Annotated in this window: 11 protein-coding genes; 4 read left to right on the top strand and 7 right to left on the bottom strand. The window is 53.6% G+C overall.

Annotated features, from left to right (window positions below; translation table 11 throughout):
- Positions 1-8: 8 nt before the first annotated feature.
- The gene (locus tag A6X21_RS19185) at positions 9-974 is read right to left on the bottom strand and encodes a nucleoside hydrolase (protein WP_068851363.1); all 966 of its coding nucleotides are present in this window, start codon (positions 972-974) and stop codon (positions 9-11) included.
- 149 nt (positions 975-1,123) lie between these two features.
- On the opposite strand from A6X21_RS19185, the gene A6X21_RS19180 reads away from it, so the two are divergent.
- Positions 1,124-1,726 carry an FxsA family protein gene (locus tag A6X21_RS19180; RefSeq protein ID WP_068851360.1) on the top strand — a complete coding sequence of 201 codons (603 nt, stop codon included), beginning with the start codon at positions 1,124-1,126 and terminating at the stop codon, positions 1,724-1,726.
- 209 nt (positions 1,727-1,935) lie between these two features.
- On the opposite strand, the gene A6X21_RS19175 is transcribed toward A6X21_RS19180, so the two are convergent.
- The 6 genes from A6X21_RS19175 to A6X21_RS19145 all read right to left on the bottom strand — a co-directional run bounded on the left by A6X21_RS19175 (position 1,936) and on the right by A6X21_RS19145 (position 10,093).
- On the bottom strand, positions 1,936-3,156 hold the full coding sequence (locus tag A6X21_RS19175) for a CpaE/TadZ family protein (RefSeq protein WP_068851357.1): 1,221 nt from the start codon (positions 3,154-3,156) through the stop codon (positions 1,936-1,938).
- 154 nt (positions 3,157-3,310) lie between these two features.
- Complete coding sequence (locus tag A6X21_RS19170; RefSeq protein WP_068851354.1) at positions 3,311-5,179, bottom strand: type II and III secretion system protein family protein; 1,869 nt, start codon at positions 5,177-5,179, stop codon at positions 3,311-3,313.
- Between the two features lie 214 nt (positions 5,180-5,393).
- Positions 5,394-6,560 (bottom strand): Flp pilus assembly protein CpaB, encoded by a 1,167-nt coding sequence (gene cpaB / locus A6X21_RS19165; protein ID WP_165603870.1) that lies wholly within the window; start codon positions 6,558-6,560, stop codon positions 5,394-5,396.
- A gap of 413 nt (positions 6,561-6,973) precedes the next feature.
- On the bottom strand, positions 6,974-7,525 hold the full coding sequence (locus A6X21_RS19160) for an A24 family peptidase (RefSeq protein ID WP_013109072.1): 552 nt from the start codon (positions 7,523-7,525) through the stop codon (positions 6,974-6,976).
- Positions 7,526-8,150: 625 nt separating this feature from the next.
- On the bottom strand, positions 8,151-8,324 hold the full coding sequence (locus A6X21_RS19150) for a Flp family type IVb pilin (protein ID WP_013109074.1): 174 nt from the start codon (positions 8,322-8,324) through the stop codon (positions 8,151-8,153).
- A gap of 470 nt (positions 8,325-8,794) precedes the next feature.
- A complete protein-coding gene (locus A6X21_RS19145; RefSeq protein WP_131818447.1) occupies positions 8,795-10,093 on the bottom strand; it encodes an MFS transporter in 1,299 nt (432 codons plus the stop codon).
- A 195-nt stretch (positions 10,094-10,288) separates the two neighbouring features.
- Between A6X21_RS19145 and A6X21_RS19140 the strand changes: the two genes are divergently transcribed.
- The 3 genes from A6X21_RS19140 (at position 10,289) to A6X21_RS19130 (ending at position 12,794) form a co-directional block, all read left to right on the top strand.
- Positions 10,289-10,990, top strand: a complete 702-nt coding sequence (locus tag A6X21_RS19140; protein ID WP_068851343.1) for a MotA/TolQ/ExbB proton channel family protein — start codon at positions 10,289-10,291, stop codon at positions 10,988-10,990.
- Positions 10,987-11,694 carry a hypothetical protein gene (locus A6X21_RS19135; RefSeq protein ID WP_068851340.1) on the top strand — a complete coding sequence of 236 codons (708 nt, stop codon included), beginning with the start codon at positions 10,987-10,989 and terminating at the stop codon, positions 11,692-11,694. Before A6X21_RS19140 ends, A6X21_RS19135 begins: the two co-directional genes overlap by 4 nt.
- An 86-nt stretch (positions 11,695-11,780) precedes the next feature.
- Positions 11,781-12,794 (top strand): aldo/keto reductase, encoded by a 1,014-nt coding sequence (locus tag A6X21_RS19130; protein WP_068851337.1) that lies wholly within the window; start codon positions 11,781-11,783, stop codon positions 12,792-12,794.
- Positions 12,795-12,815: the final 21 nt, after the last annotated feature.

Below are 12,815 nucleotides of genomic sequence, written 5' to 3'. Positions count from 1 at the left end.
ATGCAAGTCTACACCGCAGTGCTTCTCAAGACAGACATGAAATCGTCCAGAATCCCTTGCACTTCCGGATCTTTGAGAACTTCGACATTCGGCCGCCAGACCGGTGGGCTGCGGCGGTCGAATACAGTCATCCCCCGCGTCAGGTGGGCATCGGTTTCCACATCGACCGCCAGAGTGAGGTGCTGGAAAAACTCCGGCTTCACCACCGCCGCAAGCGCGACGAGTTCGGGCAATCGCCACGATTCCATCCCCTGGAACTGATGATGACTGCGCAGTGCGAAGGGAACAATCGTCTGCAGCCATTCACCAAAACGCCCCATGTTCTCGATCGGCAGGCGATCGAGCAGACCGAAGGAGATCCCCACCTTTTGCGAGGCATCAAAGGGAACCAGCGTTTTGGTACAGGCCGATTTAAGAATCGAGCGGGCAGCCAGGGGATCGTGATAAATATTGAAATCAGCAGCGGGAGTGATGTTGCCGGGGCCTTCGAGAGTGCCGCCAGAGATCACCAGACCCTTGAGTCGCATCAGCAGTTCCGGGTCTTTTTCGGCCGCCAGGCTGATGTTGGTCAGCGGGCCGAGGCTGAGAATCATTAGTTCCTGCGGGTAAGCACGGGAAAGTTCGATGATGAGTTTGGCCGCCTCTTTGGGATGGGCGGCATCAACATTGCGGCAAGGCCAGTCGGCCATGCCATTCTCTCCATTAAGCTGGCGATAGTGGGCCAGATGCTGCGACGGGACACTGGCTGTCGATTCGTGAGCATCGGTCAGTTGGACGCCCAGTCGAGGCCAGCGCTGGGGATCGATAATGGTGACCAGTTCCTGCAGATTGACCGCAGCCTGTTTCGCAGAAATAAAACTGCTGACGGCAGTGAGACCGACGACATCGAGCCGGGGATCTTTCAAAGCGATGGCAATGGCGAGCGCATCGCCTAAGCCGGGATCGGCATCGATCAGCAAGCGAATGGGATTCATGGCAAGATCTCACAGATTCTCTGATCCATCAGCAGAAAGTCTACGTCCTCATTATAATGCGAGTAACTGCAGAGAGAGTCGAGTGATTTTGAGAGTTCATCGCTGATCCTCGAAAGAGATCGAGTGGAGATGAATCAGAGAGGACGGTTGTGTTGTTAGCTCGATTTGGCCTGATTTTTCTCGTATTGCCACTGATTGAGCTGTATCTGCTGATCAAGCTTGGCCAGTGGATTGGGGCCTTGGCCACCGTGGCTTGGGTGGTACTGGCGATTGTGGCAGGGATTTCTCTGCTGCAGTTTGAACTGCGCCGGGTGTCTGTGCAGTTGCAGATGGCGGCTCGAAACCGGGAGCTTCCGGCAGGGCATGTCTCAGATGCGGCGGCGATTTTTCTGGCGGGTGTACTGTTGATCTTTCCCGGGCCGCTGACCGATGTGTTCGCAGTACTCCTGCTCTTTCCACTCACACGTCGACCGATGGTCAGGCTGTTCAATTACTGGGTCTGGCCGCAAGGGAGCACCGTCTTCCGTTCAGCCGGAGGTGCTTTTGGAGGATCGGGTTTTCAGGTTTACCAGAGTACTGTCTGGCAAGCGGGCCCCCGGATGACAGATGCAGCCGGCTTCGAAGGCCCGGGAACAGAACAGCCTCGACTCCATCCTCATCCAGCGGCTGCCCATGAAACAAGTTCGGGAAACTCCGGCGGGCCGGAGATTATTGAAGCCGAATGGGTCCGCAAGTCGGGTGAAGATCGCTAATTCATATTGCAGCTTGAAATCGCGTGTTGCGGATCGAAGGGAGCATGCTTGCCCTGAGCTGCAAGCATGGCACACAGCACCCTGTTTCAAATTGGAATGCGAATAACAATTCCAAAAGACGAAGAGCGCAGACGATCTGTCTCAATTGTCCCCCCGGACGACAGATCGACCACGCTCTTCGTAAAAGCGATTGCCGTAATGTGTATTGCTTAAGTCGATTTTGCAGTGCTGAGAAAGCTGAAGAGGCCTTTACGCGGCTTCTTGCTTTCGTCGGGTTTTTCTTCGCTCGCCTGCGGTTTTTCAATGAGTTGCTGGGCGAGTTGAATGAAGCTCTTGGTTAATCGCGACTTGGGAGATTGAATAATGAGTGGCACGCCGTTGTTGCGAGCTTCGACCATGACGGCGTAATCATTAGGAATCTGAGCGAAGACTTCTCTCCCCAATGTTTCGAGAGCTTTCGTCAGGCTGATCTGGCTGTCTTCCAGACCAATTCGATTGACGACAATACGGGTCTTTTCGGAAAGTCCTTCGTGATTGCTGAAGAACTGCAGCAATCGGACAGTGTTTCGCAAGCTGGGGAGATCGAGCTGCGTAGTGAGCAGGATCATGTCCGCGACTTCCAAAGCCGCCAGATCGGAAGGGCCATAGCTCTTACTGATATCGACCACCAGATGCGTGAAGGTGGCTTTGAGCAGGGCAATGACTCGCCGCAAGACTTCGGGTGAGATCGAGATACGATCATCCAACTGAACGGGCCTGGGGAGCAGGAAGGCGCCGCATTCGTGCTTGGTGAGTGACCGTTTCAGGAGTGCGTAATCGAGCCGACTGATATTATCAGCGACATCTTGAATCGTGTAATCGGGAATGATGTCGAGCCAGACGTCAGCATCTCCCAGAGCCAGATCGAGATCGATAATCGCGACACTGGCCGAAGGTTGACTGGCGAGCGCACAACCCAGATTGACTGCCAGTGATGTGCAGCCAATCCCGCCGGAGACCCCAGCGACGGCAATGACCTGGCTGCTGCGCACTGTGCCATCGCTGGTACGGACACCGCCGGCCTGCTGAATTCGGTCAATGGCCGCGAGGAAGTCATCCAGTTTAAGCGGAGCATTCAGGAATTCCCGAGCCCCATTTCGCATGGCCTGCAAAATCAGTGAGCCTTCGGTCGAACTGCTGATGACCAGCACCTGCGTGGTGGGGAGTTCTGTCGAAATCCGGCTGACGAGATCGAGACCTTTCTGGGGATTGGAATCGAGAGCAATCAGAGCAATGTTCGGCTGGGTCTGCATGATGACGTCGGCAAAGAACTCGTATTTCGAGCACTCGGCTTCGAGCCAGACCATGTCGATGCCCAGGAGGAGCGTTTTCAGCGCATTCCTCGAACTGTCATGCGGATCGACAAGTGCGAGTCGAATAACGTTCTTCATGATACAACCATCCGGTTTCGAGCTATGCCAGCAGGAATGACCGGCCCAACGATCTTGTGAAGTGAATATTGACCCTGGAGATTGAGTGATGCGTTCAAGGACAAATCAGACATCCTCCTCCAGGGTTCTGAAATCGCCCTACGATGTGTTCCGTCTATGGGCGAGTTCCCGAAACAGGCTGAATCAAACCGCCAGAGCCTGGATTTCGGCTTCCCGCTTGTTCGACATCCGGTCGATTCGTCGCTGGAGTACGAGGCCCACTGAACTTCGAACTTCCGGCAACGGACTGAGATGATGCGTTATTGCGACTGCGAGTCACTCCGGGTGGAGCCGGGATATCTCCCGGTGAGCCAGTTGGCGAACTGATCGGAGGTACAAATTCCTGTGGTGCCGGCGTGGATCGTTCTGTTGGCCATGGTCCTGATGGCTGGGCAGCACCGGGATTGCTGATTCCGGGAGATGGTGGTGGTGGCAATGGCCCGCCAGGAGTAATCAGACCTGGTGCGGCGGGAGGTAGTGGATAATCTGCAGGAATTGGCGAGAGGCCTGAACCTGTCACACCCGATGGCGTGGATGAGCCACCACGAGGGCCACAATTGGGGCAGGGATCGCCGTAATTGGGGACTTCGATGACCCCGTGGCCGAAGAGTTCGCGGTCTGTCGGCACTGCTGAGGCAGTACCGGGCAGCTTATCGGGAACCTGGGCGGGATCCATGGCACTGACGAACTCGGGAGTAATCAGTACGAGTAGTTCCGTTTCGGCTTCATCATAGTTCACGCGGCGGAAGGCGGCCCCCACGTAGGGAAGTTCGCCCAGGAAGGGGATCTTCGATGTTTGTGCAGTTTTGCGGGAGGAAATCAGACCACCGATTGCCAGCGTCTGACCAAAGTTCATTTCGACTTGAGTTTCGACAGTTCGTTTGGTCAAGCCAGGTACTGTCGTGCTGTTGAGTGTGACGGCATTGGTGAGGTCTCGTTCGCTCACTTCAGCAATGATGGTCTGCTTCAGACGATTAGGGGAAAGAATCATGGGAACCGATTCCAGCCTGACACCGAATTCTCGCCATTCAATGGCAATCGTTCCTAAACCTTGAGGGACAGGGATGGGGAATTCGCCACCACTGACAATTTTGGCTGGTTCGCCACTGCGGGTCAGGATGGTTGGTTCGGCCTGGATTTTGAGCAAGCCTTCTTCGCGAAGTGCTTCGAGAAGACCACCGAAAGCAAAATCGTCACCCACAATTCCCAATGACATCGTCGCGTTACGAAAACCCGATTGAGCCAGACCAACACCTGGCGGCCCGCCAATCGGTACGGTGAATGCATCCAGAGGAGAGATGGCCCCCGGGGTACTCGAAAAGGCGACATTACGGCCCAGATAAGTGAAATTGAGGCCCAATGATCGCAGCTTGGATCGTTGAACTTCCATCACTTTGCAGCGCAGTTGAACCTGTTGCGGGCCACCCATCTTCATCTGGTTCAAGACGTTGGGATAATACAGTTTGGCGATATCCACGATCTCGGTGATCTGTTGTGGTTCGACCACCCAGCCACGCAAAAGGACGTTGTCCTTCAGCTTGGTGACGGTGACAGAGGTGTTGGGGTATTCGCGGCTCAGGACCGCTTGCAGTAATCGAGCATCACCAGCCACCATGACATCGATTGTCGTGATGGCGCCATTTTCGTCGGTGATCACCATAGTGGTGATTCCTTCGGTGATTCCTTGAACTCGAAGTTGATCGTGGGCGAGAGCGGTCACACTGAGAACTGCCGGATCAAATCCATCAACACGCAGAATTTTACGCGGGAATTGAACAACGCGGGCGAAACGCTCGGCGATTTCGAGCTTTGTCCGCGATGCTGTGATCTGGACGACCTCTCCGGCGACTGGAGCATTGCCGTTCTGCGCGAAGGCCATTCCAGAGGACGAAGAGAGCCCTGGATACGAAAGAAAGGACTGGCAGAGGCAAAGCCCCCAAACCAGTGCTGCACGCCAGCGGTGAGTATGAATTCTGACCTGCATCCCTGCACCTCTCGTTCAATCCGTCGAACGATTGAAAAACAATTGATTTCGTTTCATGGCGACCCGGTGATTCACGATCAGGTGATGATCGTTGAAACTCCGGTACGCACTTACTGACTGTTTTCGCATGGCCCGCGAATTGAAACTCTACTGATCCTCTCAGTCGTGCTGAACGAGGTTTAAATCATGGTTCAGCACGCTTAAGTTGGCTGGTTTATCTTTTCATGGCTTCGGAGGATTGCATTGCCGAAGGTGAATCTTCGGGTGACTTGATGCGATCCGTACGATTGTCGGGTGTCGCTACTGAATTGGTCTTTTTGGTCGTTGTCTGAGATTTCGATTTTCCCAGGCCCAGCATTCCTAACCAGCTACCTTTTGTGGGCGGGTTCTGAGCATTGGTCGAGGGCATGACAGTGTCTGGGCTTTCTGGAAGTTCGAACTCAGCGACATGCTTTTTATCGCCATTAAAAATTTCAATCTTCCAGGTCGGTTTTGGTGGAGGTGGCGGTTCAACCACAGGTGCGGTTTCATCAGAGCTGGAGTTCAGAAAATCAGCGAACGATGGCTGGGGCATTGCCGGTGCTGGTGATGGCGAAGCAGGAAGGCTACTTGCCACGCTTTGTGGAGTGGCAGCAGGTTCTTGATCTTCAGGTTCATCAAACAGTTCTGCCAATTTGCGATCGAGGGCGTTTTCATCGAGATCACCAGTCTGCTCGGCTGGAGCTTTATCGTTACGGCCACGCAAGAGGAGGTGAAGAGTTCCTTTTTCCTGTGCAAGCTGCAGCAAAGCTCCCTGGCCTGGGTAAACCAGCAAGGACACGTTTTTCGACTGTGAAGAATCTTCTTTAGCGGCTTCCGTCCCCATGCGAACGGAATCTGTCGCCCAGACTTCGATGTATTGGAGGACAGTGCGTGTTTTGAAAGTCTTGCCGTACTTGGGTCGCGTGTAGGAATAGGTCACCTGGACATCAACACGATCCCCCGGGGAGAGCAAACCGCTGTGAGTCATGGTGGCCGTCACTGGAACAGTGACCACGCGCATGCCTGGCGGAATCTCCATCGAAGCGCCATATTCGCCCTTGTTACCCAATTGCTTCTTGAGAACGTACTGGCCCTCGTAAAGCTTCACACGGGGAGCCCGCTTATCATATTCTTCCTTGCTGCTGATGACGTCATCAGGAGCTTCACTTTTCGAGATCAGTTTAAACCCGACGCAGGTTTCATCCAGAGGTGTCCCGGCCTGAACTTCCTTACGTGCGACGAGCACCTTGATTTTCGGTCCGGAGGCTTCCCCCGAACGACTGCCTAATGTCTGTTGAACTCCCATCATGGCAATGAGCCCGCAGGCCACAGCCACCAGCATGAGAATCATGGGTTTCATTTTCATAGTACCACTCCGAGTGGAATCTCTGTTCCAGAGAACAAGGCTGAATTGTCACTATCATTCAGCATAGGTCACATTCTCTGGACAGGTCGAAAGATTCCTGACTCGATACAAAGAGCCCTCCGCGGTAAGGCGGAATGGACGCTATCAGCATTGATCGGTCAGAAAATGGCAGACTCTTCACTCTTTGACGGCTGCAACCATCAGAACGATTGAACGAGTTATGCCTCAGATGCTGCTATGGCGAACTCTGCAGAAAATCTGTGATCTTCCGGCGAATGATTTTGTGCAATTGGCGGGATCGATCTGCGAAATTTCTCAAGATTCCAAAGCAGGCAGACTCTGCCGGTGAGGGCAGAGTCTGCAATAAATCTTGATCGTGATTTTTCGAATCCATCGAGAAACAGGCTTTAGATCAGACCGGCATAGACAAAGTAAGCAATCGATCCAATGCAGATGGGAATTCCATAGGGCAACAGCAGCATCCGGGGCTTACGTTCGGCAGCAATTTCTGACAGCTTGCGTGGATCGCGAATGGTCGTCCATTCGGTCCAGATCAGCATGGCTTGACCGACGTGCTTGTGCAGATCTTTGCGATAGCAGGCCATGATGATGGCCATAATCGCACCGACAACTACAGAGACCATAAAGGCTTGCCACGTAATGGCTGCACCCAGCCAGGCTCCCATGCCCGCCATAAGTTTCACGTCACCAGCGCCCATCCCACCCACTGCGTAAAGTGGCAACAGGCAGGCGAGGCCGACAACCATACCAATCAGTGAATCACCCAGACCGGCCCAGCCGCCCATGACGAAGCCATAAATCAGGCCGCTGAGCACCATGGGAAAAGTAATCCAGTTGGGAACACGCAATTCTTTACCGTCGATCCAGGCAGCAAGAATGAGCACCAGAGAAACAAATTTGACATCCCAATGCTGCATGAGAAAACTCTGCCAGTCCATGATCCATAACCTTTCATTCGAGGGGCAATTGGGCTGGTGAGGAGGAGTTCAGCCAGCATCGAAAAGTACGGTTTCAGCCTTCCAGATAAGGCCGTTTCATTGGGAATCTAGGTCATGTTTCGCAAAGGCGACGGAAGAAATTCTTGAGAATTCTTTTTTCCAGACCGGATTTCCAGGCCATGTGAATACTAAATGTCTTGCGATGGCCAGAAGTTTCCAGGCCTTCGCTTCCACATAATGGAAGAGACCTTTCCGTCGAATCGATCGAAAAAACATTAAAAACAGGCAGCCAGACGCCGGAATGACAAATGGCGTCATTCTGGCGACTGGCTGAAATCGGTAACACATCCTTCGTGATGACACTCCAGAGAGTGGCAAGAAGGTGAATTCGCGGAACGTTCGCTATCTGCCCAGCAGTAAGGTGACAGCCACCATCAGACCCGCAAAAGTTGCGGTGATCAGTTCGGCAACACCGTTGGCGGCAAATTCGATCCAAAAGGGAAACATAAACCAATCCGTTTCGTAAACTGAAAAGTCGTAAGTGAAACCCGCATCAATGCTCCAAAAGCCGCCGCACGACTGGTCTGTCTTGCGGCGGCCATGGAATTTTCAGAATCAGCCCAGACTATGTCGCGAGAGTATCGGCGACGTTCTGGAACTTGGCAGCGGCGTTGGTGCCGATGGCCTGCACGGCTGTGAGGCAAACGATCACGATCAGGGCCAGCATGACCGCGTATTCAACGGCTGTTGGACCATCTTCAGAAACCAGGAACTTCTTGACGCTGTTGATAATCTGCATTTCGACACACCCTCTGAATGATGACTGTGACCAGCATGTGTCAAGAACCCGCTGCTACCACCGGAGTTGCAGTCCCTGATTCCCGATCCACATACAGGCTCGCAAATTTCAGTAACCCAGACGGCAATCTGTTCGCGGTTGCTGGCATTTGCATTTCGTACGACCGCTTCATCGAAGGTTGTTGTTGGCTTCGCTGAAGGGCTTCACCAGAAAGCTAGGTCACATTTACGATGAGTCAAATTGCTGCTTGTAGAAAAATTTTGAGGATCTCGTTGCCTTGCCGGATCGTGCCGGTGATGTGGCACATCAGAAACGAATTCAGGGCCAGTTCGAATCAGGTTGCGAAAAGGTGCGCCAGGCGAATCATTTCTGCAACATCACGACCTTGATGGTTCTTCATCCAAAAATGGATGAACAGCAGGTCACGGAATTCTGAGGAGCACCTGTGACTGCCACTGGCCAGTCGTATTTCAATCCTCGCGATGTTTCTGAGAGCACCAGGTTCCACAGGCCAGCAAAGAGGCCAGGCAGCGCCCTGCCAGCGAGGCCAGAAATAGCGTCTGATAAGCCGCCATGGCGTTTTCGGGTGTTGATGCTTCTAACTGCCAGCTCAACCACCAGGCTCCCGCAATTCCAGAAAGGCCAGCGGCCATGCCAGCACCAAGTCGAAAGACGGCAAACGAAGCACTGCGGTCACCCTCAGGACTCAGTCGCAACGCCATATGGGGCCCTGCCACGTTCACTGCACCAAAGGCTCCCCAGACGACATAGGCGCCGCCGATCATCCACCAGTTCTCAGGCGATGAGAAGTAGAAAAAGAGCATCGAACTGGCAGTGATCGCCGTTCCGAAAGTCAGCACGAATCCTTCTCGATGCCTGGAAGAGAATTGGCCTCCTTGCCAGGAGGCTGGCAGTTGAATCAGGTACATCAGGGAGAACATGGCCTGCATAGGGAGAATCGACATCTTGAGAATCTGATACTGATACTGTGCCAGCACAGCCTGAGTTAACCCGTTCGCTGCTCCCAGACACCACGCATGAGCAATCAGCCAGCCATACCCCGGTTGTTGAAACGATTCGCGCAAAGTGGCCCACAGCCCGGTGCTTCTTCGAACTTGAGCCAACACGACTTCAGGCAAAGCGAGCATTGGAAGAAGAGACGCCAATTGCAGCAGGACGCCTGTGAGAAAAATTCCTGCGTAGACCATAATCAGTAACTGATTAGAGCCAGTCATCCGGGCCTGTGACTGTGCAAAATCGCGAATCGCCCCTGCGATCAATGGCAGCAGCAGCTGTGTGGCAATCATCGCCATGGAACGTATCGCGAGAGTCTTTCCCCAAAGTGGTGGCGCAGCGAGTAGACTGATCCAGTCACTCCAGGCAGCAAAGGCAATCCCCTGAAAGATACTGGCCAAAGAGATAGCCAGGATGATCAGCCAGAGTGCTGTTTGAGGATCAGGAAATTCATGATGCAACAGCGCAATTCCCGGGATGCAGACGAAAAACAGTCGGGAGACAATTGTCGAAAACCACCAGAGATGACGTCGACCCCAGCCACTCTGAAGTAGCGGCCTGGCATATAGCCCGGCTAAACCACATAAATCGGGCAGTGCGAGCAACAAACCCAGCATCCAGCCCTTCGCACCTGCTTCCTGAACGAACCAGTTAAAGAAGACACCACTGGTCAACGTGCTCCCTGCCTGCCAAAGAAAGGATGTCAGAGCGATTCGGATTGAAAGTCCTGCAGGCATGAGCAATGTGGCTTTCAAGAATCCATTCCTCGATCAACGGGCCAATTCAAATGTTGTTTTCAACAGTCAGAGGGCGATCCAAATTGTCTTGATCTCAGGTTGCGACTCGAATCCGCAGTCAGGTGAGCTTAAACTGTGGCAGTTCTAACACGACGGGATCAACATCGATTTCCGATACCTTACCGTCGCTGGGACTTTCGATAAGGCCTGAATATGTTTTCGATGGAGTTGCTGGAAGAGATTTCCCGGCTGACCACCCCGGTGATTGCCGGAGCTGCCGTCGTCCATGTGCTGATCTTTCTGTATCTATGGGTCTGGGCCAGTCGCGATTTGAAGAGAATCTCTGCCGAGTTCGAACGCTTCACACGCGGGTTGGATCATCGCAGTGTGCTGGAGCCTTACTCGAGTCTTTCTGATCAGATCGATGCCTTTCTGGCCGATGTTCGCGATGTCCTGGAGAATCCGCTGCGAAAAACAGAACGTCGGTTGTTGCTGGATCGTTTAGTGACGCTGGATGAGCACCGTCGGTACCTGCAGTCGCAAAGCTTCGAGACCCTTTATAACGTCGCCCGGTCGATGATTGAGGCTTATCCGATGGCCGGTGTTCTGGGAACCATCATTGCCATTGGTTGTGCTCTGCAGCAATCACCTGGTGAAGATGGACGGCAAACGATTCAGGCGATTGTGCAGTTTTTTGGAAACTCAATCTGGTCCACTTTTGCCGGGCTGCTGGCGGCCATTCTGCTGATGTTTATCAACAGTTTGTTCGAAACGAAATTTCGGCGGCTGGCCGAGAATCGCAGCTTTGCTCGTGAAACCGTCGCCCTCGCTCGCCGAGAATTGGCTATTGTTCCAGCCGGGAATGACGGGGATCACCAGACAAGGCCAGTTGAGACGACGAGGTTGGCACCATGAAGCCGCATCGTCTGGTGTTTCAACTCACATCACTGCTGGATCTGCTGCTGATTGTCATGTTCGCGCAGTATCTCGAGATGCGTGTGCAGGAAGAAGAACTTCGTTCCACAATGGCAGCTGAGAGACAATCGCTGGAGCAGGAGCTCTGGAGACGCTCGACCGAAGCCACGCTTACCCGGCAGGAAATGGATCGATTGATGAGTCTTATCGAGAGAGTCTTTCAAAAAGACCCTCAAGAACTATTGAAACTCCTGGGTCGTCCGCAAACAGAGCCACCTTCAGTCACTGATGCAGCGGGAGCCGGGGGTGATCTCGAACGGCTGCGGACTCGACTGGTGCGGCATTTTCAGACGCATGACGAAATGCGAAAACGGATCGACTTATGGCAGCTTCATCTGGCAGCGGACGGGATTGTGCAGGTCGATACGGGCCGGGGCTTGCCGAATGTCGAGTTTCGAGTCACGACGGCTGAACAAGTCGCACAGGATCTCTTTGCGCTTTCTAAAACCGTCGATCAGCCCAAGAGTCTGGTCGTCATGTTGTTAACGTGGGGTGATGCCAGGTTCGGTGATCGCCAGGTGATGGAACAGGGGCTGGAACTGGCGGCAGAGCGGATGCAGAAAGATGCCGGGACAAGGTCTCGAATTGAGCGGGCTACGCTGGGTTATCGCAGTGATATCGATAGTCTTCCGCGAGTCCCTTGATTCCCTCGGCATGGCGAGTTTGACTTGATCTGGAAGAATCAGCCAGCACGAACAGTGACCAGAGCCATAGACAACAGGTGAGAAGCATGTCAGACAGCAATCGATATGATGGCCGGATGCCTTATCGCAAATGTGGGAAATGGGGCCTCAAACTCCCGGCGATTACTTTGGGTTGCTGGCACAACTTTGGTGGAAGTGCGCCGACGGCCAATCAGCGGGCAATGATTCACACTGCCTTCGATGCGGGGATCACACACTTTGATCTGGCCAACAATTACGGCCCGCCGCCGGGTTCAGCCGAAGAAAATGTCGGCCAGTTACTACGCGAGCTTCCTCGCGATGAGCTCATTGTCTCTTCGAAAGCGGGCTACCTGATGTGGCCTGGGCCTTATGGCGAGTATGGTTCCCGCAAATATCTGCTCGCGAGTCTGGATCAATCGTTAAAGCGGCTGGGCATGGATTATGTCGATATCTTCTACAGCCATCGATTTGACAGCGAGACTCCCCTTGAAGAAACAATGGGTGCGCTGGAAACGGCTGTAAAACAAGGGAAAGCTCTGTATACCGGGATCAGCAGTTACACTTCGGATCAGTCGATTGCTGCCATTCAGACGTGTGCTGCCAAAGGGTTTCAACCGCTGATCATTCATCAGCCCAATTATTCCCTGCTCAATCGCTGGATTGAAAAGCGGTTACTGAATGTCACAGGATTACACGGCATGGGTGTGATCGCCTTTTGCCCGCTTTATCAGGGGTTGCTGACGGATAAATATCTGAATGGCATTCCTGCAGGGTCGCGCGCGACGGTAACGGGTTCCCTCTTGCGTGAAGGAGATCTGCGGCCGGAAGTGATTGACGTCGTTCGCAAGCTGGCGGAACTGGCCAGGCAACGTGGCCAGACATTGGCACAAATGGCACTGTCGTGGGTCTTGCGCGACCCCCGCGTCACCACGGCACTGATTGGCGCCAGCTCACCACAGCAGATTCTGGAAAATGTCGAGTGTGTAAAAAAACTCAGCTTTACCCGTGAAGAACTTCAGCAGATTGACGCCTGGACCAGCAGTATCGAATTGCCAGCCAGCCCCTGGGCGACTGAGTAACGGCAAACCCGAGGTTTTGTC

It is taken from the genome of Planctopirus hydrillae (genome assembly GCF_001707835.1).
GTDB classification, from domain to species: domain Bacteria; phylum Planctomycetota; class Planctomycetia; order Planctomycetales; family Planctomycetaceae; genus Planctopirus; species Planctopirus hydrillae.
This window is presented reverse-complemented; position numbering and strand designations above follow the sequence as displayed.

Coding starts and splice junctions, on each gene's coding strand:
- cpaB (WP_165603870.1), bottom strand. CDS start 6,560: ATGAAACCCATGATTCTCATGCTGGTGGCTGTGGCCTGCGGGCTCATT.
- A6X21_RS19175 (WP_068851357.1), bottom strand. CDS start 3,156: ATGAAGAACGTTATTCGACTCGCACTTGTCGATCCGCATGACAGTTCG.
- A6X21_RS19130 (WP_068851337.1), top strand. CDS start 11,781: ATGTCAGACAGCAATCGATATGATGGCCGGATGCCTTATCGCAAATGT.
- A6X21_RS19135 (WP_068851340.1), top strand. CDS start 10,987: ATGAAGCCGCATCGTCTGGTGTTTCAACTCACATCACTGCTGGATCTG.
- A6X21_RS19185 (WP_068851363.1), bottom strand. CDS start 974: ATGAATCCCATTCGCTTGCTGATCGATGCCGATCCCGGCTTAGGCGAT.
- A6X21_RS19140 (WP_068851343.1), top strand. CDS start 10,289: ATGTTTTCGATGGAGTTGCTGGAAGAGATTTCCCGGCTGACCACCCCG.
- A6X21_RS19170 (WP_068851354.1), bottom strand. CDS start 5,179: ATGCAGGTCAGAATTCATACTCACCGCTGGCGTGCAGCACTGGTTTGG.
- A6X21_RS19160 (WP_013109072.1), bottom strand. CDS start 7,525: ATGGACTGGCAGAGTTTTCTCATGCAGCATTGGGATGTCAAATTTGTT.
- A6X21_RS19150 (WP_013109074.1), bottom strand. CDS start 8,324: ATGCAGATTATCAACAGCGTCAAGAAGTTCCTGGTTTCTGAAGATGGT.